Source organism: Synechococcus sp. F70.1, assembly GCF_047502745.1.
Classification (GTDB): domain Bacteria; phylum Cyanobacteriota; class Cyanobacteriia; order Thermostichales; family Thermostichaceae; genus Thermostichus.
Genome location: NZ_JANSJL010000004.1, coordinates 1 through 726, shown reverse-complemented (window position 1 = coordinate 726; position 726 = coordinate 1). Strand labels below are relative to the sequence as shown.

The window sequence follows — 726 nt, the reverse complement described above, 5'->3', positions numbered from 1 at the left end:
TTTCGGAGAACTTAGAGGTGATTGCCAAGGAACTGGGAGTTTGGGATCTCATTGTCCCCGTGCCAGGGCTCTTTTCCGACACCTTGCCTGCCTATCGAGAGCAAGTGGGTGAGATTGCTCTGCTGCATGCAGATGCTGACTGGTATCAATCAACGATGGATATTTTTCATCATTTCTATGATCAGGTTCATTCCCAAGGATTCATCCAAATCGATGATTACGGACACTGGCAAGGGTGTTGGAAAGCTGTTCATGACTTCGAGCAGGAAATCAGAGCCTTTTTTCAGCTCCATAGTGTTGATTACACAGGAGTTTGGCTGAGTCCTTCTGAGAACTGGCTAGTGGTTAGAGATGGCCTAACAGAAATCTCTAAATCAGAAAGGATCCGCCTGAGCAAGATCAACGTGGGCCTTTTCCCCTACTGGGAAATGGAGACAGAGCAGCTTATCCAAGAACTGGAGGGCTTGCTGGAGCCAATTCTGCGCAGTCCTCAGCCAGAAGACTATGCTCTGATCTTCCTAGGGGATCCGGATCCGCAACTGGCCAATCAAACTTTGGAGATAGCTGCAGGCAACATAGCTCTCAGGCTCATGGAAGAGGGGTTAGAGCTCAGTAGAGAGCCGTTCTGTTCAGTGGTAGCTGGCCTGAACCCCTATCAATGGGAGAGACTTATTCCCCAACTCAACTATCGCTATCCTCTGAAGCGCGAGCGCTTTCCTAAGGGTT

At 49.3% G+C, this 726-nt stretch carries 1 protein-coding gene; it reads left to right on the top strand.

What is annotated here, in order from left to right; all coding sequences use genetic code 11:
• Positions 1–59 precede the first annotated feature (59 nt).
• A partial coding sequence (locus NW860_RS00050; protein ID WP_414511858.1) for a TylF/MycF/NovP-related O-methyltransferase occupies positions 60–726 on the top strand: 667 nt, incomplete at its 3' end.